Here is a 25,302-nt window from a genome sequence, read left to right on the forward strand (position 1 = left end):
AATGGTTGGCTATATTTATGATCCAATTTTTACTCTACATGATACAGGCGAGCATATAGAGAATAAAAATAGAGTTATTGTTATAAATGATGCTTTAAAAGATTTTGATTTAAAACATTACTCTATAAAAAGGGCAACAAAAGATGACCTTTATAAAATTCATGAAAAACATTATGTAGATTGGGTAGAGCATGCCTATGAAAATGGCTATAGAATGATTTTAAATGAAGATACAATTTTGAGTCCTAAAAGTTATGAAGTAGCTTGCTATGCGGCTGGGTCAACTATGCCAATAGTTGATGCATTTAAGAAAGGGGAGATAAAAAGAGCTTTTTTAAATATCAGACCACCTGGTCATCATGCTGAGAGAAAAACAGGACAGGGTTTTTGTATCTTTAATAATATTGCTCTTATGGCAAGATATGCACAAAGTGTTGGATATAAGAAAGTTATGATTATTGATTTTGATGTGCATCATGGAAACGGAACACAAGATATTTTTTATGAAGATAATACAGTATGCTATTTTAGTACACATGAAAAAAATAACTATCCATATTTTACAGGAAGTGAAGATGAAATAGGAGAGGGAAAAGGAAAAGGATTTAATATAAATAGACCATATGGTGATTACTGTGATGATGAGACACTTTTAAAACTTTATGATGATCTTCCAAAATGGTTTGATTTTGATATTGTTTTGGTTAGTGCTGGATATGATCTAATGAAAGATGAGCTAATTTCTACTGCACAAATAAGTTTTGAAGGATTAAAAAAGCTAATACAAAAAATTTTAGATTTTTCAAAAGATAAGCCAATAGCATTTTTACTTGAAGGTGGTTATAATTTAGATTCTTTATCTAAAAGTGCTAAGATTACTGTTAATGAGCTTTTTTCTTATGGGACAGTCTAATTAAACCTGCTTCAATTCTTACAAATTCTAATGTTTTTCTATCAAATTTTTCTATATCTATTCCAAGTTCTTTTGCTTTTTTATAAACTATTTCTAAAGGCTCAGGATCTGCTTTTTCCCAATATGGTCTTAGTTCTCTTAAAAAAATATTTACTGTAATTTGTCCAACTCCATAAAATTCATCAATTTTTGCTTCAAGATCTTTACTATCTTTTGCTAATTCATGTATTTTATTTAAACTTCCATTATATTTATCAAGTAAAAACTGGCAGTCTTTTAAAATTTGGTCTGATTTTTTTCCATCATATCTTACATAACCACCTTCTCTCATAATAGGATATACTAAAAATTCCCATCCAGCATCTAATATTTTTTGGGGAGTCAAAAGATTATATTTTTCAAAAGCTTTATATGTATGTTTCGCTATCGTTTCATTTATATGACCTCCATATAATATGCTTGCTAAAAACCATTTAAATAATTCATTATCATCTTTTTTACGTAAATCAATTCCAAGCTCCTCAGAATAAAGCTCTGTTTTTATTAGTTCATTTAATATATTTTTCATATATTGTCCTCAATTGATTTAAGTCATTTTTCAATAAAAGTTATAACTATTATAATAAATATTTAATTAATAAGGAGATAAAAATGAAAAAAATAACCATCTTTTTTATGATATTAAAATTAACTCTTTTTGCAAATATATTTGCAGGATCTGCAACTAAAAAATCTATGGAGATAAAAGGGGAATTTGCAAAAAGTAAGCAGTGTATAAGATGTCATCTTGATATTTATGAAGAGTATAAATCATCTTCACATTTTAACTCATCTATATATAGAGATAAAATTCATAAAAAAGTTTTTGAGCTTCATTCAAAAGCAACAAATGAGAAGAATTATATCTGTGCAAAATGCCATACTCCTTTAGTAAAGAATAAAAAAATAGAAAATATGGATGAAAATAAAACTGAGTATAAAGAGGCTATTGCATGTGCTTATTGTCATAGAATAAAATCTATACAAAAACATAAAAAAGCCAACAAAAATATTATATTAAATAAAAAGGGTGTCTATTATGGAACAAGAAATCCAGAAATCAGGAGTGAATATCATAAAATTATAAATACAAATATCATTCACAAAAATGGCGATACCTGTATGGGTTGTCATTCGCATAAACAAAATAGTTTTGGATTTGTAGTTTGTAAAACTGAAAATAAAAACACTCTTAAAGAAAACTGTATAACATGCCATATGCCTCAAGTAGAAGGAAGTTTGAGTGACAGGGTAGAGACACCTACACATGCATATCACGGTTTTGCAGCCTTAACAAATAGACCAGAGCTTTTAAAAAAATATATAAATTTAAAAATTGAGCCTAAAAAAAATTTTTTTATCATAGAAGTTGAAAATTTAGCTCCACACTCAATCCCTCTTCATCCTATAAGAATGTTTGAACTTATAGTTGAAGTTTATAAAAATGGTAAGCTTTATAAAGTTTATAAAAGAGATTTCCATAAAGTATTAGGAAAAGGAAAAAAAGCCGCTCCTCCTTGGATTGCAGATAGAGTTTTAAAAGATACAACAATAAAGCCAAAAGAAAAAAAAATTATAAAAATAGATATTGATCCCAAGAATAAAAAAATAGTAGCTAAATTTGGCTTTTTTATTGTCAATCCAAAAGCTGCTAAAAAAATGAATCTTGAAGAATTTTCCAAATTTAGGCTATTAAAAAAGATAGTTTTTAAAAATAATTAGATAAAATTTTCCATGCAAAATTTATATAGCTGGAAAAAAATATTTAATATTTTAAAAAAAGAGAAAAAAAATTTTTTAATAGCTCAATTTTTGGCAATACTTGCAACTGCTGCGAGTGTTCCTACTCCACTTTTAATGCCTGTATTAGTGGATGAAATACTTCTCAATAAACCGGGTTTTGTTGTTCATACAATTGATACTTTTTTGGGTGCTGGTTCTAAATTTTATTATACCTCTATTGTTTTAATGGTAGTTTTATTTTTGAGGTTTACTTACTCTTTTTTAAATATTGCCCAAAATAAAATTTTTGAAACAATTGCAAAAAATATTACATATAAAATAAGAGAAGATGTACTAAATCATTTAAAAAAAGTATCTATGAAAGAGTATGAATTGCTTGGAAGTGGAAGCGTTGCTTCAAGGCTTGTTACAGATATCAATACTATTGATTCATTTTTGAGTATATCTATAAGTAGATTTTTAATATCTTTGCTTTCATTGATTGGGATATCTATTGTTTTACTTTTTATTCACTGGAAACTTGCAATATTTATACTTTTTTTAAATCCTGCTGTTGTTATTTTTGCTACAAAACTTGCAAGAATAGTTTCAAAATTAAAAAAAGAGGAAAATAGTGCAGTTGAAATGTTTCAAAAAGCTTTGATTGAAACTTTAGATCTTTTTGAGCAAATAAGAGCAGCAAACAAAGAGAATGATTTTTTTAGAAAAATTGTAAATAAAGCAAAATTTTTAAAAGAAAAATCGATAAATTTTAGCTGGAAAAGCGATGCTGCAAGTAGATTAAGTTTTTTAGTATTTGTAAGTGGATTTGAAGTTTTTAGAGCTGCTGGAATTATAGCTGTAGCATATTCAGATTTAAGCATTGGCCTAATGCTTGCAATATTTGGATATTTATGGTTTATGATGACACCAATTCAAGAGATTTTAGGAATCCAGTATGCTTATAAAAATGCCACAGTTGCGTTAAACAGAATAAATGAACTTTTAAAATTACAAAAAGAGCCCCAATATCCTCATTTAAAAAATCCATTCAAGAAAGATTCAAAAATTTCAATTGAACTTAAAAATGTTTATTTTGGTTATAACAAGGAAAAAATTATATTAAATGATATAAATATGATTATAAAAGGAGGGGAAAAAACTGCAATTGTTGGTGCAAGTGGAAGCGGAAAGACTACGCTGAGTAGGATATTAGTGGGGTTTTATCCTATTGATAAAGGTGATATTTTTTATAACTCAATCTCTATAAAAGAGATAGGATTAGATGTAGTTAGAGAAAATGTATCTTTAGTATTGCAAACGCCAACTCTTTTTAATGACACTATTAAATTTAATCTAACTCTTGGAAAAGATATTGAAGATAAAAAAATATATGAAGCTTTAAAAATGGCACAAATTTATGATGAGATTTTGGAAATGGAAGATGGTTTGCAAACAGTTGTGGGAGTAGGTGGGGTGAGATTGTCTGGTGGACAAAGACAAAGAATAGCGATAGCAAGAATGATACTTCAAGATCCAAAAGTAGTAATACTTGATGAATCAACTTCAGCAATCGATATGGATACAGAAAAAAGACTTTTTGAATCACTAAACAAATTTTTAGAAAATAGAACAACTATAATAATTGCTCATAGATTAAGTACTATAAAACAGGCAGATTTTATCTATATTCTTGATAATGGTAAAATTATAAAAAGTGGGGAGTTTGAAAAATTTAAAATTCAAAGGTCTTAAAATGAAAAAGCTGCTTGTACTTATTTCCGTTTCGCTGCTACTCTTTTCTGCAGAAAATAGCATAAAAGTAATAAAATCAGGTAATAATTATATTGTAGTTAAAAAAGAAGATAAAAAAAGAATAAATAGAAAAGATAAAGAAAGAGTAGATAAAAAAATAGATCTATTACAGGAGAAAATTAAAAAACTTAAAAAAGAAAATATTGAATTATCAAAAAATCTAAATGAATGCAATAAGAATCTGTCAAATAAATATCTTATTGTTTATAAAATTAATCCCAAAACATATAGACTTATAAAAAAATGCGGAATAGAAAATATAGATAGAGATATTTTGTTTTTCTGGGGAAAAAATAAGGAATTTACATCATTTTTAAAAGATAATAACAATAGATTGAAAATAACTGGAATATTTTTAAAAGGAAAATGGCAAAGAAATCTAAAAGATTTATGGATTGATAAAAAATGTGTTGAAGCTAAAAAATAGATGGTGACCCCAAGGGGACTCGAACCCCTGTCACCGCCGTGAAAGGGCGGTGTCCTAACCACTAGACGATGGGGCCGTCAGCAGATTTTGAATTGAAATTATACAGATTTAAACTTAAATAAATTTTAAAGATAAGTGAATATGAGAATAATTATTTTGATAATTTTTTTAATAATAGATCTATTTTCAAATGCGATTGATATAAATACAACAAAAAATTTTTTTGAATTGGATAGAGAAGGTAATATAAATCCAAGTGTATATAAAATTTTAAATAAAATAGAGCATGATAGATCTATACTTTGTGATAAATCAAGATACAACATCTATCTTATTAAAGAAAAACTTTTTGATTATAGCTTTGAAAAAAATAGTGAAAAACTAAATGATTTAAAAATTTTAATTAATAGAGCTTTCAATCAATATTTTTATGATTTGAATCATGGATGTATAAAAAAAGAGAATTTTTTAAAAATTTTGCCACAAAAAGAAAATCTAGATATTCAAGAAAATCTTATTTATAATAATCTTTTAAATGCGTTAAAAAAATATGTTTTGATAGAGAAAAAAGGAAGTTGGGATAAAATTGAGAAAAATTTTTATATATTAAAAAAGGGAGATTCCAATCAAGTTATCATAAAAATAAAAAAAAGATTAAAATTAAGTGGCGATTATAAATGTGAAAATATTGATAATATTTTTGACCAATGTTTAGAAGATTCAGTTAAAATTTTTCAAAAAAGACATGGATTAAAAGTTGATGGAAAAATTGGCCCAGAAACAATAAAGTATATGAATATATCTTTAAAAGATAAGATTTTAAAAATTGTTTTGAATATAGAGAGATTAAGATGGATTTTAGAAAATGATAATGATTTTATATTGATAAACATTCCAGATTTTTCATTAGATTTTTTTAAGAATAAGCATAAAACTTTACATATGAAAGTGATTGTTGGAAGAGAAGATAGGCAAACACCTATAATGAAAGATTATATAAAATATGCTGTTTTAAATCCCTATTGGAAAGCTCCAAAAACAATTGTTCAAAAAGATATTCTTCCAAAACTTCAAAAAAGAAAATTTGAATATTTGAAAAATAAGCATATTATTGCTTCATTAGATTGGGATGGAAACGATACTATTGAGTATGAAAATGTTGATTGGTCTTTATATAATGCTGATAATATACCTTTTGTTTTTATGCAAAAACCGGGTCCACAAAACTTTTTAGGTTTTATAAAATTTATATTTCCAAATAGTGAAGATATATATATTCATGATACGCCAGAACAAAATCTATTTAAATATAAAAAAAGAGCTTTCAGTTCTGGATGTATTAGAGTTAAAAAGCCTATTGAGCTTTTTTATAATCTATATAATTTAAATAGTGAAAAAATTACTTATAGAGATATTTTAGAAAAATTAGTTAATAAAGAGACTAAAATAATACCTTTTGATAAAAAAATAAGAGTATATATTTTATATATGACTGCTTTTGTTGATGATGAAGGCTTGATAAATTTTAGAGATGATATTTACAATATAGATAAAAAAATGAAAGATTTTATAAAACAAAATGGAGATTTTTTGGTAAAATAGGATAATTTTATTTAAAGAGGTAAAAATGCATAAAATTTTGCATTCAAGAAGAGATTTTTTGAAAAAAAGTGCTCTCTTTACTGCAGCAATTATCATTCCTCAAAAAGGTTTTTCAAAAAGTGTAAATGAAAAAAAGCTCTCATTTTATAATATACATACAGGGGAATTTTTAGAAACTGCTTATTGGATAGAAGGAAAATATATAAAAGAAGAGGTAGAATCAATCAATAAAATATTAAGAGATTATAGAACAGGTGAAATTAAACAGATAGATATAAAATTGATAGATCTTTTATTTGATATTAAAAATATTTTAAATAAAGAGAAGAGTTTTCATATAATATCAGGTTATAGATCTCCTAAAACAAATGCTTATCTAAGAAAAATTTCTACAGGAGTTGCAAAAAAAAGTTTTCATATGAAAGGAAAAGCTATAGATATCTATCTTCCTGGTATTGATTTGTATATGCTTAGAAAAGCTGCTATGAGCTTAAAAAAAGGTGGAGTGGGTTATTATCCAAAATCTCACTTTGTTCATGTTGATACCGGCCCAGTTAGATATTGGTAATGGAATTTATATTTGATTATAAGTTATTTAAAAATGGACCAATATTAGTTATTGGAGCTTCTGATAGTGGAAAAACAACATTTTGTAATATTTTATTTAATCATTTAAAAAATAGAAAAAATCTCTCATTAATAGATTTAGATTTAGGGCAAAATCAAATAGGTATTCCTTCAACTCAGACTCTATTAATAGAAAATGAAAAAATTAACTTTTTTGTAGGTTCATTTTCACCACTTGGAAATTTTTTAGACTATATTGTTGGTGCAAAAAAGCTTTATGATTTATCTATAAAAAATGGGTATGAAACTTCTATTATTGACACATCAGGATTTGTTTTAGAAAAATATGGAGCTAAGAGTTTACTTCACTCTCTATTTGAAATATTAAATCCATATATTGTTATTGCTTTAGAAAAAGAGAATGAACTTGAAAATATTTTATCTCCTTATGAAAAATCAAAAAGATTTATTATTAAAAGATTAAAAGTTTCCAAAGAGGCAAAAATAAAAAGCAAATCATTTAGGAAAAATATAAAAATTGAAAAAATAAAAAATCTATTTATAAATTCAGAATTTAATAATATAGATATAAAAAATTATGGAATAATTGGAAAATATCCAGTTGTGAAAAATCAACTTATATCTTTTCTTGATAATCGCGGATTTTCAAAAGCTTTTGGAATAATAAAAGAAATAAAAAATGATATATTAAATCTAAAAGTTACAAATGGATGGAAAGAGTCTAAAATGATAAAAACTAGTGAGATTATTTTAGATGAAAATTATCATTATAAATTTTTAAAGAGTATTTAATTCAATATTATCAAAATTCTTTTTATAATAATTTTTATATCTAACCTTTTTTTCTAAAGCTTCAATAACAGCTTCTGCAAAATTGACACCTTCAAATTTTTGAGCATTATCAAGCCCGCCGGGACTAAATACATTAATCTCTAAAAGCTTATCTCCAACAATATCAAGTCCTACCAAAAACATTCCATCTTGTACCAATTTTGGTCTTACAATATCTGCAATTTCAAGCATTTTATCAGTAACTTCAGCTTTATATGCATGTCCGCCTGCATGAATATTGCTTCTAATATCCCCTTGACTTCTTACCCTTTTAAAAGCAGCATATTTTCCATTAACTTTTAAAGGTTTTCCATTCATTAAAAATAGTCTAACATCTCCTTCTAACGCTTTTGGGAAAAATTCTTCAGCAATTACATACCCATCTCTTGAGATTGCATTTATCATCTGGTTTAAATTATTTTCATCATTTGGTCCTGCATAAAATACATTTCTTCCAGCTGAACCTTGCAGTGGTTTTAAAATAATCTCTTTATTATTTTCTAAATAAAACTCTCTTATCTCTTTTGGATTTTTTGATATTAAAGATTTAAGTCTAACAATTTTTGGAAATTGTTGAAAATACATTTTATTTATAGCTTTAGACAAACCATCAGGATCATTTAATACAATTACCCCATGTCTTACCGCTGATCTTCCAAAAACTAAAGAGGAGTGTTGAGCCCATGGCTTATCAAAATCAGCTGCAGGATCATTTCTAAGCATTAATATATCGCATTCATCTATTAATATTCTCTCTTTTTGTGATTTTTCAGAGACAATATGCTCATAATACTTTTCTGGATTTTTAAAATTTTTTCCTTTTGCTTTTACAGCAAAAGCATGTAAAGTTTCATTAGGATAATATGAAAAATTTGCAACATCACTAATCCATACTTCATGTCCTAACAAGGTAGCAGTAAAAGCCATTTTTATAGTTGAACTTGGCAAAATTTCATTATATATATCATTTAAAATCATAACTAGTTTCATTTCATCACCTTTTTGATAATATTCAAAATATCCAAACCATTTTTAATCTCTTCAAGTCTTTTTAGAGAATTTTCATCTTTTAGGTATTTTGGCATCAATGGAGGATTTTTAAGAACTTTTCTTAAAATGAGCTCTTTTATCATTGGAATATGATTGGCTGCTATTTTCCCAATATAAAGTGGTTCAATTTCACCACCATCTTTTATGTATTCTAAAATATCTATAAAACCTCTTAGATAGATTGCATCTTTTGTTAATCCACCGCCTCTATAAACTCTTGTTGTTATACTAAAAGCAGTTTTATCAGCAAAATTATATGATTTTAAAAGATTAAATGTTTTTACAAAATCATAATCATCTATTAAAGATTGTGCAGCCAATACTCTTGCAGCTAAAATTTTTATCCTTTTAATACCAAGTTCTCCACATAAATATTCACTTAAAACAGCCAATCCTTCTTGCATCTCATCATATCCTTTTAATCCTGTGTGTAACTGTTTAAAAGGTTGATATAGACCATTGAAATATGTAAGAATATGTGTTCCAATTTCATGATTTAACAGCGCTTTAATTCTATTTTTTGGAAATTTTGCATATTTATATATTAAAAATTTATGATTACTTACCATTGCAGAAGAGACAATATCTTCTCTTAGCTCAACAACAGCATTAAATTTTGGAAATATTTTTTTATAATCTTCTATCTCTTTCTTTGCATATTCACTAAATTCATATGCATCAACATATTCATCTATAGATTCATTATAATTTTTAGTTAAATTTAATATTTCTAAAGCAGTATCTAAAAGATTTTTTTCTATCTCACCATAAACTTGCATACTCCCATAAAAAAAGTTTTTTGTATCTCTATCTTTTAACATAGAAATTTTTTTATCAAGTTCATCAAGTTTTTCACTAAAAATTTCAGTTAATGTTGGATCTTCTATATATTCTATTGGAAGAGAAAAAAGATCTCTTTTTATTATTGAAGGATCAAAAGGCTTTGGTCTATAATGAAATGTGGGTTTTTTTGAAAAGCCACTATTTTTAAATTCATTCCATGCTTCTTCTAAGTTTACAGGAGTTGCTTGAAGTAAAAAATCAAAGCTATCTTCAATATTTGCAAGATCAGTGTCTATTGTTTTTACAACTTTTGTTACTACTCTTCTACCAAGAGATCTATAATCGATCGGCTCAAGATTTGTATGTTCTTTCATAAAAGTATAAAAAGCCATTTTGCAGGCATTTGCAACCCCTTTATGAAGTTTTGCAAGTTCAAGAGGATATAACTTTTTACCAGTATAATCTTGATATATTGGTTTAACTTCGACTCCTATCATATAAATATTATTTTTATTGAAAACTCTATTTGAATAAAGAGGTTCCATCTCATATGGAGCAATATTATCAGTATATTCTATTTGTGTTTGAGCATTTTCTCTATTTATTACTATTTCATTAAGCCTATTTTTCAAAGCTTCAATTGTTGATGTTAGTACGCCAAGTTTTGGTGCATATATTTTAAATTCTGGTTTTTTATCTTTTAAAAAAGGCTCTTTTTCTTGATGAGGTTTTGACCATATTTCTATAAGTAAAAAAGCCCCATAATCATCTTTTGCGATTTTTGCTATCTCTCTTATTAAATGATTTAAACCATTTTTTGTAACTTCCTCTTTTGCAATAATATATGCAGCTTCTCCAAATACAAGTCTTTTTGTACCCACATCATCTCTTTTTAGAGGAATTCTATATAAGCATAAAAATGGTAAAAATCTATCAATATGAATTCTTCCACCACCGGGAAGTCTTTCTCTTATAAACTCATTTTTAATAACTCTTTTTTTAATCTCTTCAATCATTGAATCAGTAATAATTAGCTCTTTTCTCTTTTTCATCTTTTCTCCAATTTTTCTAATTCTTCCAATATTGGAATTTTTATCTCTTTTAAAATTTCTGCGATCTTATTTATCTTCTCAAAATATGCTTTTCCTGTCCATTCATCCATAAATATTTTTTTAAATTCTATCGATAAAACACATACTCTATGATCAAATCTATTATGAATCCAATATGGAAAATAACCCCCTTTAAATTTAACATTTTCTCTAATATCAATATTTATATCATCTATTTTTCTTTTTTTAAATTCTTCAATTACTCTATCAATAAGCTTTTGCCACTTCTTTTTTCTTTTGATGGTTTTAGTGCCAAGATTAATATCTGGATTTTGAGATTTTGGCTCTTCAATATATGGAGACTTTCTTCTATAGTTGTATGAATGAATATCCAAAACAACAATATTTTTAAAAAAATCGAGCATTGAGTTAATTAAAAAATCGACTTCTTTATAAAACATATTATATATCATATACGATTTTTCAAGTAACTCTTTGGGAGGGAGTTGTTTATAAATTTCAAGGCCCCAAGCATCTTCAGGTTTTTTATATATAGCTTTTTCTATAGGTCTGTTTAAATCTATTTGAAATCTTGATCTATAAACTACTATCTTATTTTCAAAAAATTTTATAAACTCTTCAGTATATGGGTCCTCTTCTCTTAATCTCTGCTTGGATGAAATTTTCATATATTCTAAAATTGAAGGATCAATATAATGACCATTATGTATAGCAGTTGCAAGAATTGGAGATTTTTTAAAATCTATCTGCCAAAGCATTTTTTTCATTTTTTTTCCTTTTTATGCTATACATTTTATATTTTAACTAAAATAGTTATAATTTAAGCAAAAAATATGAAAAATTACGTATACTATAAAAAAAGAAAAGGAGAAAACTATGGAGAAATTACCTAAAAATTTAGATGATTTAAAAAATTATGTTGCTGAAAATTTTGCAAAACTTTCAGACGAACTACAATTGAAACTAATCAAAACTTTACATAAACTTTTAAATGAAGAAAAATTGGTTAAAAAAGAGGTTGAATTAGAACAAAAGTTGATGGATGAAGATAAAGCTTTAAATACATGTGCAATAGATGATGAGACATCTGCTATTCAAGAAGAGGTTTTAGAAGAGATAAGAAAACATTCTCATATCGATGTGCATATGAATAAAAATCTAAGTGATGATCCAAGAGATGAAGATGCTAAATATGTAGATGTTACTATGGATAAAGCTATTAAAGATCCAAATGATCCTTTAGGTGATTATCTTGATGAATTAGAAGATCAAGAAAAATCAAACACATAATAAAGGAAAAGTGGTTGGAAATAGCTCTCTATCTACATCTATTAGCTGCAACTGCTTGGATTGGTGGATCTCTGTTTCTTTTTGCTTTGGGGATATTTTTAAAAGATAAAGAGGCTCAAAAAAATGTGTACCTTCATATAGGGCCTCTTTATGGATATTTTGAATCTGTTTGGCTTACTGTTTTAATAATAACAGGATTATACATGTTTTTTGGGCATGGCCTTGATGAGGTTTTAAAATCAGCTATCGATTCGGAACTAGCTCATATTGTACTTATTAAACTTATACTTGTCACATTAATTACTATTTTTACAATAATTCATATGTATTTAGCTTTTAAAACACATGGAAAAGAGAGAACAAAACTTCAACTGCTATTATCAAGAGGCAGTTCAATGTCTATATTTATTTTAAATCTTATTATTTTGTGGTATGCAGCAAATTTAAGATCACTTCTATAAATTTTGATATTAGTCAATGAAAAAAAATTTTTTTCTTCTTAAAATAAGAGAAAATTTATCTTAATTAAGGAGAAGATTATGCAAATACCAGAAAATGCCCAAAAAGTGGAAGTTGAAGGTGCAACTGTTGATTTTTATAAATTCGAAAAAGATGGGATTACATATTATGCATTTGATACAAGCAGATGTGGACCACCAGAACCTATGGTAAATGCAATGGCTGGACTAAAACTTGTTAAAAGTCCAAATGTAAAGCTAATAATGATAAATCATAAAATGCCAATGGGGCTTTTAAATAAGATTGAAGAAAATTTTAATATTGAAAAAGAAGATCTTCCTGATGGAAATGTTAAACTTGTTTTTAGTTATAAAGAAGGTGCTAGCGAAAAAGCAAATTTAAATGATTCTCATTGTCACGGTTAATTTTTTAGGGAGGGGTTATGTTTAATATCTCAAAAGAGTTTGCTCCGCCTTTTTCTCTTATTTCGCCATTTTTTATAGCTGGAGTAATTTTTTATCTATTATCTATGATAGCAATTCTTTTTTATACTCCAACTTTTCAATATCAAGAGTTAAATATTGCAGGCTGGGTACATCTTTTTATGATTGGCTATGTAATGATGATCATTTTTGGTGCTATGGCTCAATTGGTACCAGTAGTTTTAGAAACTGGTCATTTTAGTGTAGATTGGTATTATGTAATATTTCCACTGCTTCTTATAGGAACTATAGGGTTAATTATTGGTTTTTGGCTAAATCCTATAATTTTAAGTTTTGGCGGTATATTGGTTTTAGCTGCGATGATTATTTTTGCTATAGATGTTTTTTTAACGATTAAAAAGACAGAACTAAAAAGTATAACTGTAAAATCTGTAAAAGTATCAAATATTTTCTTACTTCTTGGAATTTTAAGTGGTTTTTTATTGGCTCTTACATTAAGTGGATTTATAGGGGTTGATATAAATGATATTTTAAGAGCTCATGTATATGCAGTTATAGGTGGATATGTTTTAATTACAATATATGGAATAAGTTTAGTTTTACTTCCAATGTTTGGATTAGCTCACGGTTTTGATGAAAAACCTATAAATTATGCATTAAAATTTATGATTTATGCAGTTATTTTTGTACTTTTAGGAAGTTTTCTAGGTATTTCTATTTTAAATATTGTTGGATATTTATTATCAATTGCATCAGTTAGCTCATATTTTTATCAAATATATCTTATCTATAAAACAAGAGTAAGAAAAGAGTTAGATATCTGGTATAAATCTATGCTATTTGGATATTTTTCTTTTTTTATATCTTTAATTATAGGATTTCTCTATCTTTTGAGCGGTGCAAGTTTAGAAAATCTTTTGCATACATTTATTTGGTTTTTATTTATCTTTTTTGCATTTTTAATAAATGGACATCTATATAAAATAATCCCATTTCTTGTATGGTTTCATCGATATAGCCATTTAGTTGGAAAACAAAAAATTCCAATGTTACATGAAATGTATCCAAAAAAACAGGCAGAGTTTGAATTTTGGTTTAGTGCAATAGGTGCATTGTTAGTTGGATTTGGGCTACTTTTTGAAAATAGTGAATTATTTAAAGCAGGAGGAAGCTTTTTATTTATAAGTGCTCTGTTTTTAGCAACAAGTACAAGATGGATGTTAAATTTTGGAAAGGAAAAATAATGGCAAAGGTTACAAAAGAGCAAGTTTATGATGCAATAAGAACTGTAATAGATCCTGAAGTTGGGTTTAACTTAGTTGATTTAGGTCTTATTTATGATGTGGATATAGATGAAGAGAATAATGTCCATGTAAAAATGACACTTTCAACAAGAGGGTGTCCTCTTCATCAAATGATGCAACAATGGGTGAAAGAAGCTGTTGAAAGAATTCCTGATGTAAAAGAGGTAACTGTAGAAATTGTTTGGGATCCACCTTGGAATATCTCTATGGCAAGTGAAAATGTTAAAAAAGCTCTTGGGGCTGGATAAAATGTTAAAAAGTATCAAAAGAGAATTGCGCCATCTATATGGTGCAGCAATTCTCTTTTTTTATTATATTAAATGGCCAGTTTTTATTGGTGTTCCTTTAATGTATGAATATTTAGGATTTAAAAAAAATATATATTTAAATATTTTATGGATATGGTGTGTAATTTTAATTGTTAAGGATTTTGTAGAGATGGCAAGAAGATATAAAAAAGGTGAAAAAATATGGAAATAACTCTTGAGACAAAAATATATGATCTTTTAAAAGAGTACCCATTTATGGAAGATAAACTTATTGAAATAAATCCAAAATTTAAAAAATTAAAAAATCCAGTTCTTAGAAGAACAGTTGCTAGGATAGCTTCTATTAAGCAAGCTGCTATAGTTGGAGGAATGGATCCAGTTGATTTGCTAAATAAAATAAGAAAAGAGGTTGGATTAGAGCCTATAGATATAAAAATTGAAACCAAAAAAAGTGAAGAGATTCCAGATTGGATTACAAAAGAGCCTGTTGAAATTTTAGATGGAAATAAACTATTAGAAGAAGGCAAAAATCCTTTAGCTCATATAAATAAGATTATTAAAAATCTAAAAAGTGGTGAAATTATATTATTAAAAACAGACTTTAAACCTGAACCTTTAATAGAAGAATTTAGGAAAAAAGGTGATGAAGTTTATTGTGTAAAAGAGAGTGATAAAGAGTATTTAACATATATAAAAGCGTAGGGAGTTTGGAGTTTTTTAGTTAAAAAGTCAATAGTCATTAAGTCATTAGTCATTAAGTTTATTTTACCAATGTCTAATGACTATTGACTAATGTCTAATGATTAATTTTTATCATCTTTTCCCATAAATCTTTAGATAGAAGTATCTTTTCTACTCTTTCTTGCCAAACTTTACCAAATTCATCTTTAACAGAACTATTTCCCATCATTAGTTGCTGCATCAGATTTTTCATATCTGGATTTGGAGGAACAATTGATGGGTCATAGCTAATATCAACAAATTTTTCATTATCAACTCTTTGTAATCTAACCTCTTTTGGAATATCTGCATTAAAAAAAAGCTTATTTGCCCTATTAAATTTCCCACCTATACCTTTAAAGCCAGCCTCATCAGTAACTCCACATATAAAAGCTATTGTATTTCCAATAACCCCTTCAACACCTTCATCTTTTTTCCCTTTGATAAATACTTTTACTTCTCCTCTAGTTGGCAGATTACCATCAAAAAGATTTTTTAGTCCTAATTTTGCCATTAAAAAGGCTCCTGCTACTGTTGGACAAGAATGGCCTGCAAATTTAACAACATCTAAATATGTTATTTCTAACTCACCATTTTCAAAAGCCCCTAGAAAATCTGAAAGTGGGTCATATAACTTTATAGGTTCAACTTTATCAAAAAAATCTGGATATCTCATATATAATCCTTAAAAATTTTTGCCAATTTTATCTAAAAATATATTTTGATATAATGACATTCATCAAAAAGGTGAAATATGATAAAAAAAGCTAAACCTGAAGATTTAAAAGACCTATTTTTATTTAAAGACCTTGACTCAAATCAGCTACAAGAACTATCTTCTTTTATTAAAATAAAACATTACAATGAAAAAGAGATTGTATATTATGAAAATGATTTAAAAAAGCAGCTTTATTATCTAAAATCTGGCCATGTAAAAGTTTATAAAGTGGATAGATTTGATAATGAGATATTTCTGTATGATATTGAAAGCGATAATATGATTACAAAGATTAGCTCTTTAGAAGAAAACTCAATAAATTGTTTTGGAAATATAGAGTGTGTTAAACCTTGTGAAATTTTGATAATTGATTATGAAAGTTTCAAAAACTTTTGTTTGAAAAATCCTAAAATATTATTAAAGGTAGTTGAGATTTTTGCAAAAAGAAATCAACTGTTAGAGTGCCTTATAAATAGAGAACTTGTTTATGATGGTGTTGCAAAAGTTGCTTATACATTAGTAAATGATATAGATAGTTTTAACAAATTAAAAAAACAAGAAATAGCATATAGATTGAATATTCAGCCAGAAACTCTATCAAGAATATTAAAAAAACTTATAAAAAGAGAACTTATCAAAAGTGAACATGGAATTATTGAGATTTTAGATGAAGAAGGGCTAAGAGAGATTTTTGAGTAAGGAAAATTTATGAAAAAAATTACATCTCAAATAAAATTCATTGGCGGTGCTTTATCCCTTACAATTATAGCAATTGTGGCTTCTGTTATTTATATAAATCAAAAAAGTAAAAACGATTCTATAGTTATTAATATTGCTGGAAAAGAGAGAATGCTTACTCAAAAAATTAGTAAAGAGATTTTTAGATTAAAAACGGCAAGGATAATAGAGTTAAAAGAGTTAAATGATGCACAAAATCTTTTTGAAATAAATTTATACTCTTTATTAAATGGAGATAAAAAAAGAGGTATTTATCCACCTCCTACATTGGAGATAAAAGAGCAGCTTTTAAGGGTTGAAAAGTTATGGCTCCCTTTTAAAGAAAAAATTGAGATTTTTAAGAAAATTATTTTAAAAATAGAAAATGAAAAAAATTTTGTTTTTGACAATAATGATTATCTTTTAAATATATCTGATAAAGTGGTAAAAACTATGGTTAAAACAAATGTTAAAGGATATTATATTGATAAAGCTGGAAGACAAAGAATGCTTAGTCAAAGAATGATGTATTTTTTACTTTTGTATTTAAACGAATCAGATCCAAGATATTATAGAATATTTTATGAGACGCTTCATCTTTATGATATGACACTAAAACAGTTTTATAACGATAAAGATTTAATAGAAATTAAAGAGTTAAAAGATATTTTGGAGAAAAATTATAGTTTTTGGAATGAATATATTTTACATGCCAAAAATCTAATTGAGATGCAAAGTAAATTAAATGATACAGTAGATTATATAAAAGAGTTTAACAATATACTGTTAAATGGAATGGACCAAGCTGTTTCTATGTATACAATATATTCAGAAAGACAAAGGACTCTTCTTGAAAATATAGAATATATCCTAGCAATGATAGCAATAGTTATAATTTTTTATTCATTCTTTTTAATTATAAATATTCAAAAACATTTTGAAGAGTTTATGAAAAAATCAAAATCTCTAATCTCTTTTGATAAAGATGAATCTAAAATATGTGAACATACTGATGAATTAACAATAGCATCTAAAAGACTTGAAAATTTTATACAAAAAGTTGATAGAATGATTATAGATGCACAAAATGCAATAAAAACTTCAGAATATCTTACTAAAGAGTTAAGTGATGTTAGTGAACTTTTAGAAAAAAATGCCAAAGATATAGATAAAACTCAAAAAAAAGAGTTGGAAAAATATCTTGATACAAGTGAAGATATAGCAATACAGTCACTTGAAGATTTAGAAAAGAGTGCAAAACTACTGCAAAAACTTCATGAAAATCTTTCTAATATTTTAGAACAAACAAAGAAATAGAGTCATTAAGTCATTAGACATTAGATATTGGCTGTTTCACTCTTTCATAGCTTATCCATTTTATTTTCTCCCTTTAACTTTTCAATTCAATTAACATTATCAATTATTATTAATTCTTACCAATAACTTTATATCTATTATATAACATCAAATGCCAAAATAGTTTTAAGTTTCAAGTGCTAATTTCTAATTTCCAATGACTAATGTCTAATGTCCAATGTCCGATGTCTAACAAATAGGATATAAATTATCTTAATTAAGATATTAAATTTTATTTATTATTTTGACTCAAGTCAATGATGAATCAAATAAAAATATATAAAATTTTTAACGTTAATCTAATATTGCCTTGATAGGCAAAATTTTAAGAGGAGGCATATATGGCACTTAGTCGTAGAGATTTTCTAAAAAGCAGTGCGGCTGCAGCTGCAGCAAGTGCAGTGGGACTTTCAGTTCCAAAAGAGATGGAAGCTGCAAGTAAAGCTGCAGAAGCCGGTTGGAGATGGGATAAGGCAGTATGTCGTTTCTGTGGTACCGGTTGTGGTATTATGATTGCAACAAAGGATGATAGAATTGTTGCAGTAAAAGGTGACCCTTTAGCACCAGTTAATAGGGGACTTAACTGTATCAAAGGTTATTTTACTGCAAAAATTATGTATGGCGCTGACAGGTTAACTCAACCACTACTTAGAATGAATGATAAAGGTGAATTTGATAAAAAAGGAAAATTTAGACCTGTTAGCTGGAAAAAAGCTTATGATGTAATGGAAGAGCAGTTTAAAAAAGCTTATAATGAGCTTGGACCAACTGGTGTTGCATTTTTTGGTTCAGGACAATATACTGTTCAAGAGGGTTATGCAGCAGCAAAACTTATGAAAGCTGGTTTTAGAAGTAACAATATTGACCCAAATGCGAGACACTGTATGGCAAGTGCGGTTGCAGGATTTATCCAAACATTTGGTATAGATGAGCCAGCTGGATGTTATGATGATATAGAGTTAACTGATACGATCGCTGTTTGGGGTTCAAATATGGCTGAAATGCACCCAATTCTTTGGGCAAGATGTACTGATAGAAAACTATCTAACCCAGACAAAGTTAAAGTAGTTGTTTTATCAACATATGTTCATAGAACATGTGACTTAGCAGATGATGTTATCATATTTAAACCAAGTACTGACCTTGCTATTTGGAACTATATTGCAAGAAGTATAGTTTATGATCATCCAGACGCAATAGATTGGGATTTTGTAAAAGAATACACTGTTTTTGCTACAGGATTTCCTGATATCGGTTATGGTATGAGAAATCCAAAACATGCTAAAGAGCTTGGATACTCTTCTAAAGAGATGGAAACTGTTTCTCATCAAGCAGCTAAAAAACTAACTGAAGATGAAAAAGTAGCTCTTAAACCTTTTGGAAAAGATGTTGATGTTTTGAAAATGAAACATGCAAAAGCTGCAGGTAAACATTGGGCTATCAGCTTTGAAGAGTTTAAAAAAGCTTTAGAGCCTTATACTCTTGATTATGTTGCAAGAGTTGCAAAAGGTGATCCAGATGAAAGCTTAGAGAGTTTCAAAGAAAAACTTGTAAGATTAAAAGATTATTATGTAGAAAAAGGAAGAAAAGTAGTAAGCTTCTGGACAATGGGTATGAACCAACATACAAGAGGTACTTGGGTAAATGAGCAAAGCTACATGGTTCATTTTCTTGTTGGAAAACAAGCAAAACCTGGAAGTGGCGCATTTAGTTTAACTGGTCAGCCAAGTGCTTGTGGTACAGCAAGAGAAGTTGGTACATTTGCTCACAGACTTCCAGCAGATATGGTTGTTTTCAATCCTAAACATAGAGAAATTAGTGAAAAAATTTGGAAATTACCAAAAGGAACTCTAAATCCTAAAGTTGGAAGCCATATTGTAAAAATAATGAGAGACCTAGAAGATGGAAAGATTAAATTTGCTTGGGTTCATGTATGTAATCCATGGCAAGATACAGCAAATGCAAATCACTGGATAAAAGCAGCAAGAACAATGGACAACTTTATTGTTGTTAGTGATGGTTATCCAGGAATCTCTGCAAAAGTAGCTGATTTAATCTTACCAAGTGCAATGATTTATGAAAAATGGGGAGCTTATGGTAATGCAGAAAGAAGAACTCAGCACTGGAGACAACAAGTAACTCCTGTTGGTGATGCTATGCCTGATATTTGGCAATATGTTGAATTTTCAAAAAGATTTAAATTAAAAGAGGTTTGGAAAGAGTGGAAGCTTCCTGATGGAACAGTTCTTCCAAATGTTCTTGATGAAGCTAAAAAAATGGGATATAGCCCTGATGATACTCTGTATGATGTACTATTTGCAAATGATTATTATAAATCTTTCAAATGGCCTGATCCAATTGGAGAAGGTTTCCAAAATACTGAAGCTGAAGGTGATAAAAGAAATGTTATAGGAGCTGATGGTAAACCATGGAAAGGATATGGTTTCTTTATCCAAAAAGCTCTTTGGGAAGAGTATAGAAAATTTGGTGCTGGCCGTGGCCATGATTATGCTCCATTTGATGTTTACCATAAAGTAAGAGGTCTTAGATGGCCAGTTGTAAATGGTAAAGATACACCTTGGAGATTTAATGTTAATTATGACCCTTATGCAAAAAGAGAAAAAGATAAAGGACATGTTAAAGGTGAATTTGCATTTTATGGACATGCACTTAAAGCTATACCACAAGGTAGCTTAACTGGTCCAGATAAATCAAAACCAAAAGTTCATCTACCTAATAAAGCAAAAATATTTGCAAGACCATATATGGAGCCACCTGAAACTCCAGATAATGAATATGATACTTGGCTATGTACTGGTAGGGTACTAGAGCATTGGCATAGTGGTACTATGACAATGAGAGTACCAGAACTTTATCGTGCTGTTCCTGAAGCTCTATGCTATATGCATCCAGAAGATGCTAAAAAACGTGGAGTAAAAAGAGGTGATCTCGTTTGGGTAGAAAGTAGAAGAGGTAAAGTAAAAGCTAGAGTTGAAACAAGAGGAAGAAATAGACCGCCAAAAGGTCTTGTTTTTGTTCCTTGGTTTGATGAAAGGGTTTATATCAATAAAGTTTGTTTAGATGCTACATGTCCTATCTCTAAACAAACTGACTATAAAAAATGTGCAGTTAAAATTTATAAAGCATAAAGGAAGGGATTGTTTTGAACAATTCTAAAGTAAATAAGGGGGTGGGGATGGATGAGAAAAAAGCTCCTAAAATAAGTGAGAGAAGAAGATTTCTTGTCCAGATGGCACAAAATGTTGCAATAGCAGCAGTTGGAGGTCTACTTTGGAGCGCTTATGTTGAAGAAGTTAAAGCAGCTCCATTAATTCTTAGACCTCCTGGTGCTAAAAAAGAAGAAGATTTTATAAGTTTGTGTATCAAATGTGGTTTATGTGTTGAGGCTTGTCCATATGATACATTAATGTTGGCAAAGCCAGGAGACAATAAGCCAACTGGTACTCCATACTTTATTCCAAGAGATATTCCTTGCTATATGTGCGAGGATATCCCTTGTGTTCCACCTTGCCCAACAGGAGCATTGGATGAAGAAAGTGTTTCTGTTGTAAAAGATGGCAAGAGGGTCTTTGACATTACAAAGATGCAAATGGGTGTTGCAATTGTTGATATTAAAAACTGTATTGCCTATTGGGGAATACAGTGTGATGCATGTTATAGAGCATGTCCGCTTTTGGACCAAGCAATTTTTATGGAGCTAAGAAGAAACGAAAGAACAGGAAAACACGCAAAACTGCTTCCTGTTGTTGATCCAGATTATTGTACAGGATGCGGGCTTTGCGAACATGCATGTGTTACTGAAAAAGCTGCAATAAGGGTTCTACCAAGAGAAGTAGCTCTAGGAAAGGTAGGAGAGCATTATGTTAAAGGATGGGAAAAGAGTGATGAATCAAGATTAAAAGGTAGCAAAGGTATTCAAACTACTGTTACTCCAAGAAGCAAAAAGAGTGCAGTAGAATCTTTAAATGAAGGAATTGATTTTGAGTAGAATATGGAAAAAATATAGATTTTTAATCTTTAGAAGAATCACTCAAATATCTATTCTCATCCTATATATTGGCGCTAATATTTGGGGATGGAAAATTTTACAAGGAAATTTAAGTTCATCCCTATTATTAGAAAAAGTGCCTTTAGCTGACCCATATGCAGTATTACAAATATTTGCAACAGGTTCAATAGTTGCAATGGATGCAATATTAGGAGCAATAATAATAACTCTATTTTATATGGTAATAGGTGGGCGTGCATTTTGCAGTTATGTATGTCCAGTAAATATGGTAACAGACCTTGCTAACTGGATAAGAAGAAAGTTTAATTTAGATAAAGTAGAGAAAAAATGGTGGGCAAGTAGGAATATAAGATATTGGGCTATTGGTCTATCATTTATTCTCTCTTTCTTACTTGGGACTGCTGCTTTTGAACTGGTTAGTCCAGTCTCTATGACACATAGAGGCTTGGCTTTTGGGATGGGATTTGGATGGGCAGCAATTGTTACCATATTTTTATTTGACCTATTTGTTTTAAAAAATGGTTGGTGTGGACACATATGTCCTTTAGGTGGATTTTACTCAATTATTGGAAGATTTAGTCTTTTCAGAGTAAAACACAACCAGCCAAACTGTACTTTATGTATGAAATGCAAAGATGTCTGTCCAGAAAAAGAGGTCCTTTTTATGATAGGAAAAAAAAGTATGGGCATAAATATGGGTGAATGTACACTTTGTGGAAGATGTGTAGAGGTGTGCGATGATGATGCCCTAAATTTTGGTATAAGAGACTTTATAAAAAAAGGAGAAGAAAATGAGGCTAAATAAATTGAAAGGTATTGGCTTTTCATTATTGGCAGCTGCACTTTTAGCTGCAGGATGTGGTGCTGCTTCACAAAAAGCCATTGATGAGACTGAAATTAGCTATAGAAATGTTCCATTGACTGATGAAAGCAAAATTACACCACCACCTGTAGAATATACAAAAGCAGCTCCTGGTACTGCAAAAAGATTTGAAAGAAGTTATGAAAATGCTCCACCATTGATTCCTCATAGTGTGGAAGGATTGCTTCCTATTACAAAAGAGCATAATGCTTGTTTAGATTGTCATATGCCAAATGTTGCATCAAGTGTGGGTGCTACTCCAATTTCACCAACACATTTTAAAGACTTTTTTGCATCTAATAAAGAGAAGTTGCATAAATATGCTGGAGCATCAAAAGTTCATAGTAATCCAAATGATATTGCTCCACAAAGATTTAACTGTTCTCAATGTCATGCACCACAGGCAAATGTAAAACCTTTAGTATCAAATACATTTAAGCCTGAATTTAGAGATCCAACAAATAAACATAAATCTACTCTACTTGATAAATTAAATGAGGGAGTAAAATAGGTGGAAAATAGAAGGGATTTTTTTAAAAAATTAATCCCAACAAAAAGAGAGGAAGAGGATATACACCTCTATCCTCCATATTTTAATGAAATAATTGATTTTGAAAAGTGTAAAGAGTGTGAAAATAAACCTTGTATAAAAGCTTGTGAGGAAGAGATAATTATTTTAAATAATGATAAACCATCTTTAGACTTTTCAAAATCTGGTTGCACATTTTGTGATGAGTGCGCAAAAGTATGTGAAAAAGATGTATTAAAGGTTGAATATAAAAAAGAGCTTCCAAAAGTAAAGATTGATATTTTAAAATGTGTGGCTTGGAATAAAACAATATGCAGTATGTGTAAAGATATATGCGATGTAAATGCTATTGATTTTATGGCTCTTTTTAATCCTGAAATAAATGAAAAGTGTAATGGATGTGGATTTTGTATAGGAGTTTGTCCTACATTTGCAATTGAAATCGGAGGGGAAATTTGAAAAAAATAATTATTTTACTTTTATCTATTTTTGCTTTTGCTTTTGCTGTAGATATTAAACCTTTTAAAAAGATAGATATAGGTGCTGCTGTCCTTGATATAGCGATAGAAAATAGTAAAATTTATGTAGCAACTGATGCAAGTAAAGTATTGATATTAGATAAAGATTTAAATAGATTAAAAGAGATAAAAGTTAGAAAAGTAAAAGATTTTATGGGTGAACTTAATAATGCTGATATATACTCAATTGATGTTTTAGATAATACTGTTTTATATTTAGCTCAAGCAGAAGAGGGATATAGTGAGCTTTTTATATATAAAGATGGGAAAAAAGAAAAAGTTTTAGATAAATCAGCGATGATGTATGCAAAGGCTGCAAAATTTGTAGATAAAACAAAAGCTATTTTAGTTTTGATGAGCGATGAAGTAGTTTTATATGATATAAAAAACAAGAAAGTTTTAAAAAGAAAAAGGGCAGGAGAATATTTTTATTCAGTTTCTTCAATTGAAAGAGATAGAAAATATTTTGCTATTGGTGATGAGGGAGGAGAGGTAATTGTTGTAGATACCAAAACTTTAGAAAATGTAAAAGTTTTCAAAGATATAAATAAAGATAAAATATTATCAATTTTTATAAATAAAGATTTAGTAGCTGCTGGAAGTAGGGCTGACAAAACATTTGCTTTATATAATATAAAATCTGGAAATTATAAAACTATTAAAAATCCTAAATTCTTTATATATGCAGTTGGATTATCTCCAGATAATAGATTAGCGATATATGGAGATAATGAGAAATTTATATTAAAAGGTATAGATACTTCATCATATGATTTAAAATATAGATTTATAGGTCATACTCATATTGTAAATGTTATAAGGTTTTTAGATAAAAATTTAATGATTACCGGAAGTGAAACTGGGGAAATTATATTATGGAGGTTAAAATGACGCTTAGTAGTTGTGTAATTAGATGTAATCCAAATGATTTACAAGATGTAAAAAAAAGAGTAGAAGAGTCAAATGTATGTGATATTCATATAGTAGATGAAAAAGGATATATAGTTGTTACCATTGAAGGTGAAAATACTGAAGAAGAGATAAATAAACTTAAAACTTTACAATTTTTAGAGGGAGTTTTAAGTGCAGATTTAATCTATTCATATAGTGAAGAGGAGCTTGATGCATTAAGAGAAGATTTAGAGATTCAAAAAAAGCCAATTCCAGAAATTTTGGAAAAAGATGTAAAAGCTGAAGAGATAGTCTATCATGGTGATTTAAAGAAAAAATATATATAAAGGTAT

Annotated in this window: 28 protein-coding genes and 1 tRNA gene; 23 read left to right on the forward strand and 6 right to left on the reverse strand. The window is 28.3% G+C overall.

Going from position 1 to position 25,302, the window contains the following annotated elements:
* Position 1: 1 nt before the first annotated feature.
* On the forward strand, positions 2-913 hold the full coding sequence (locus tag QML81_RS06995; protein WP_281950708.1) for a histone deacetylase family protein: 912 nt from the start codon (positions 2-4) through the stop codon (positions 911-913).
* Here the strand turns inward: QML81_RS06995 and QML81_RS07000 are convergent.
* Positions 882-1,481 (reverse strand): hypothetical protein, encoded by a 600-nt coding sequence (locus QML81_RS07000; RefSeq protein ID WP_281950709.1) that lies wholly within the window; start codon positions 1,479-1,481, stop codon positions 882-884. The two genes, QML81_RS06995 and QML81_RS07000, sit on opposite strands and share 32 nt — an antisense overlap.
* 83 nt (positions 1,482-1,564) lie before the next feature.
* Between QML81_RS07000 and QML81_RS07005 the strand changes: the two genes are divergently transcribed.
* Genes QML81_RS07005 through QML81_RS07015 form a run of 3 tightly spaced genes read left to right on the forward strand, consistent with a single transcriptional unit; the run spans position 1,565 to position 4,916 of the window.
* Positions 1,565-2,674, forward strand: coding sequence for a multiheme c-type cytochrome (locus QML81_RS07005; RefSeq protein ID WP_281950710.1), 1,110 nt, complete (start codon positions 1,565-1,567; stop codon positions 2,672-2,674).
* Positions 2,675-2,686: 12 nt separating this feature from the next.
* Entirely contained in the window at positions 2,687-4,429 is a 1,743-nt protein-coding gene (locus tag QML81_RS07010; RefSeq protein ID WP_281950711.1) for an ABC transporter ATP-binding protein, read from the forward strand.
* Position 4,430: 1 nt separating this feature from the next.
* Positions 4,431-4,916, forward strand: a complete 486-nt coding sequence (locus QML81_RS07015; RefSeq protein WP_281950712.1) for a hypothetical protein — start codon at positions 4,431-4,433, stop codon at positions 4,914-4,916.
* 1 nt (position 4,917) lies between these two features.
* Here the strand turns inward: QML81_RS07015 and QML81_RS07020 are convergent.
* A tRNA-Glu gene (locus QML81_RS07020) sits at positions 4,918-4,992 on the reverse strand.
* A gap of 65 nt (positions 4,993-5,057) precedes the next feature.
* On the opposite strand from QML81_RS07020, the gene QML81_RS07025 reads away from it, so the two are divergent.
* The 3 genes from QML81_RS07025 to QML81_RS07035 are packed head-to-tail and all read left to right on the forward strand — an operon-like array spanning position 5,058 to position 7,898.
* Positions 5,058-6,518 (forward strand): L,D-transpeptidase family protein, encoded by a 1,461-nt coding sequence (locus tag QML81_RS07025; RefSeq protein WP_281950713.1) that lies wholly within the window; start codon positions 5,058-5,060, stop codon positions 6,516-6,518.
* 25 nt (positions 6,519-6,543) lie between these two features.
* Complete coding sequence (gene mepK, locus QML81_RS07030; protein WP_281950714.1) at positions 6,544-7,086, forward strand: peptidoglycan L,D-endopeptidase MepK; 543 nt, start codon at positions 6,544-6,546, stop codon at positions 7,084-7,086.
* On the forward strand, positions 7,086-7,898 hold the full coding sequence (locus tag QML81_RS07035; RefSeq protein ID WP_281950715.1) for a Clp1/GlmU family protein: 813 nt from the start codon (positions 7,086-7,088) through the stop codon (positions 7,896-7,898). The genes mepK and QML81_RS07035 overlap by 1 nt, the downstream gene beginning before the upstream one ends.
* Here QML81_RS07035 and QML81_RS07040 read toward each other — a convergent pair.
* From QML81_RS07040 to QML81_RS07050, 3 genes are read right to left on the reverse strand one after another with little or no spacing between them, the layout of a single operon-like run.
* Positions 7,884-8,927 carry a glutathione synthetase gene (locus tag QML81_RS07040; RefSeq protein WP_281950716.1) on the reverse strand — a complete coding sequence of 348 codons (1,044 nt, stop codon included), beginning with the start codon at positions 8,925-8,927 and terminating at the stop codon, positions 7,884-7,886. The genes QML81_RS07035 and QML81_RS07040 overlap by 15 nt on opposite strands.
* Entirely contained in the window at positions 8,924-10,822 is a 1,899-nt protein-coding gene (locus QML81_RS07045; RefSeq protein WP_281950717.1) for a flavohemoglobin expression-modulating QEGLA motif protein, read from the reverse strand. The genes QML81_RS07040 and QML81_RS07045 overlap by 4 nt, the downstream gene beginning before the upstream one ends.
* The gene (locus QML81_RS07050; RefSeq protein WP_281950718.1) at positions 10,819-11,610 is read right to left on the reverse strand and encodes an N-formylglutamate amidohydrolase; all 792 of its coding nucleotides are present in this window, start codon (positions 11,608-11,610) and stop codon (positions 10,819-10,821) included. Before QML81_RS07050 ends, QML81_RS07045 begins: the two co-directional genes overlap by 4 nt.
* A gap of 109 nt (positions 11,611-11,719) precedes the next feature.
* Between QML81_RS07050 and QML81_RS07055 the strand changes: the two genes are divergently transcribed.
* The 7 genes from QML81_RS07055 (at position 11,720) to QML81_RS07085 (ending at position 15,310) form a co-directional block, all read left to right on the forward strand.
* Positions 11,720-12,133, forward strand: coding sequence for a hypothetical protein (locus tag QML81_RS07055; RefSeq protein ID WP_281950719.1), 414 nt, complete (start codon positions 11,720-11,722; stop codon positions 12,131-12,133).
* A 14-nt stretch (positions 12,134-12,147) separates the two neighbouring features.
* Positions 12,148-12,594, forward strand: coding sequence for a hypothetical protein (locus QML81_RS07060; protein WP_281950720.1), 447 nt, complete (start codon positions 12,148-12,150; stop codon positions 12,592-12,594).
* 78 nt (positions 12,595-12,672) lie between these two features.
* Positions 12,673-13,017 carry a hypothetical protein gene (locus QML81_RS07065; protein ID WP_281950721.1) on the forward strand — a complete coding sequence of 115 codons (345 nt, stop codon included), beginning with the start codon at positions 12,673-12,675 and terminating at the stop codon, positions 13,015-13,017.
* 17 nt (positions 13,018-13,034) lie between these two features.
* Entirely contained in the window at positions 13,035-14,279 is a 1,245-nt protein-coding gene (locus QML81_RS07070) for a hypothetical protein (protein ID WP_281950722.1), read from the forward strand.
* Complete coding sequence (locus QML81_RS07075) at positions 14,279-14,587, forward strand: metal-sulfur cluster assembly factor (protein WP_281950723.1); 309 nt, start codon at positions 14,279-14,281, stop codon at positions 14,585-14,587. Before QML81_RS07070 ends, QML81_RS07075 begins: the two co-directional genes overlap by 1 nt.
* Before the next feature lies 1 nt (position 14,588).
* Positions 14,589-14,819 carry a hypothetical protein gene (locus QML81_RS07080; RefSeq protein WP_281950724.1) on the forward strand — a complete coding sequence of 77 codons (231 nt, stop codon included), beginning with the start codon at positions 14,589-14,591 and terminating at the stop codon, positions 14,817-14,819.
* On the forward strand, positions 14,810-15,310 hold the full coding sequence (locus QML81_RS07085) for a DUF1858 domain-containing protein (protein WP_281950725.1): 501 nt from the start codon (positions 14,810-14,812) through the stop codon (positions 15,308-15,310). The genes QML81_RS07080 and QML81_RS07085 overlap by 10 nt, the downstream gene beginning before the upstream one ends.
* Before the next feature lie 94 nt (positions 15,311-15,404).
* Here the strand turns inward: QML81_RS07085 and QML81_RS07090 are convergent, their stop codons facing one another.
* Entirely contained in the window at positions 15,405-16,004 is a 600-nt protein-coding gene (locus QML81_RS07090; RefSeq protein ID WP_281950726.1) for an FmdE family protein, read from the reverse strand.
* Positions 16,005-16,082: 78 nt separating this feature from the next.
* On the opposite strand from QML81_RS07090, the gene QML81_RS07095 reads away from it, so the two are divergent.
* The 9 genes from QML81_RS07095 (at position 16,083) to QML81_RS07135 (ending at position 25,296) form a co-directional block, all read left to right on the forward strand.
* Complete coding sequence (locus QML81_RS07095; protein WP_281950727.1) at positions 16,083-16,745, forward strand: Crp/Fnr family transcriptional regulator; 663 nt, start codon at positions 16,083-16,085, stop codon at positions 16,743-16,745.
* 9 nt (positions 16,746-16,754) lie between these two features.
* The gene (locus QML81_RS07100; protein WP_281950728.1) at positions 16,755-18,080 is read left to right on the forward strand and encodes a type IV pili methyl-accepting chemotaxis transducer N-terminal domain-containing protein; all 1,326 of its coding nucleotides are present in this window, start codon (positions 16,755-16,757) and stop codon (positions 18,078-18,080) included.
* A gap of 380 nt (positions 18,081-18,460) precedes the next feature.
* Complete coding sequence (napA, locus tag QML81_RS07105; protein ID WP_281950729.1) at positions 18,461-21,268, forward strand: nitrate reductase catalytic subunit NapA; 2,808 nt, start codon at positions 18,461-18,463, stop codon at positions 21,266-21,268.
* A 47-nt stretch (positions 21,269-21,315) separates the two neighbouring features.
* A complete protein-coding gene (gene napG, locus QML81_RS07110; RefSeq protein WP_281950730.1) occupies positions 21,316-22,128 on the forward strand; it encodes a ferredoxin-type protein NapG in 813 nt (270 codons plus the stop codon).
* A complete protein-coding gene (gene napH, locus QML81_RS07115) occupies positions 22,106-22,954 on the forward strand; it encodes a quinol dehydrogenase ferredoxin subunit NapH (protein WP_345741140.1) in 849 nt (282 codons plus the stop codon). The genes napG and napH overlap by 23 nt, the downstream gene beginning before the upstream one ends.
* Positions 22,941-23,522 (forward strand): nitrate reductase cytochrome c-type subunit, encoded by a 582-nt coding sequence (locus QML81_RS07120; RefSeq protein WP_281950732.1) that lies wholly within the window; start codon positions 22,941-22,943, stop codon positions 23,520-23,522. The genes napH and QML81_RS07120 overlap by 14 nt, the downstream gene beginning before the upstream one ends.
* Positions 23,523-23,999, forward strand: coding sequence for a 4Fe-4S binding protein (locus tag QML81_RS07125; RefSeq protein ID WP_281950733.1), 477 nt, complete (start codon positions 23,523-23,525; stop codon positions 23,997-23,999).
* Positions 23,996-24,949, forward strand: a complete 954-nt coding sequence (locus QML81_RS07130; RefSeq protein WP_281950734.1) for a WD40 repeat domain-containing protein — start codon at positions 23,996-23,998, stop codon at positions 24,947-24,949. The genes QML81_RS07125 and QML81_RS07130 overlap by 4 nt, the downstream gene beginning before the upstream one ends.
* Entirely contained in the window at positions 24,946-25,296 is a 351-nt protein-coding gene (locus tag QML81_RS07135) for a chaperone NapD (RefSeq protein ID WP_281950735.1), read from the forward strand. Before QML81_RS07130 ends, QML81_RS07135 begins: the two co-directional genes overlap by 4 nt.
* Positions 25,297-25,302: the final 6 nt, after the last annotated feature.

This window comes from Nitrosophilus kaiyonis (genome assembly GCF_027943725.1).
Lineage (GTDB): Bacteria > Campylobacterota > Campylobacteria > Campylobacterales > Nitratiruptoraceae > Nitrosophilus_A > Nitrosophilus_A kaiyonis.